Consider the following 221-nt stretch of genomic DNA (forward strand, 5'->3'; position numbering starts at 1 on the left):
TCGACCACCTGGCCGACCACATTGCCGCCCTTCACTGCCACTTCCGAGGCCGAGAGCGCGAGCTGGTTGGCCTGGCGAGCGTTGTCGGCGTTCTGCTTGACGGTCGAGGTCAGCTCTTCCATCGAGGCCGCCGTCTGCTCGAGCGAGCTGGCCTGTTCCTCGGTGCGCGACGAGAGATCCTGGTTGCCCGCGGCGATCTGGCCCGAGGCGGTGGCGATGGC

Annotated in this window: 1 pseudogene; it reads right to left on the reverse strand. The window is 68.3% G+C overall.

From position 1 onward, the window contains the following. Positions 1-221, reverse strand: a pseudogene (locus AC3A6G_RS27490) (methyl-accepting chemotaxis protein); the annotation flags it as partial.

It is taken from the genome of Variovorax sp. Soil_C_26, from assembly GCF_057657075.1.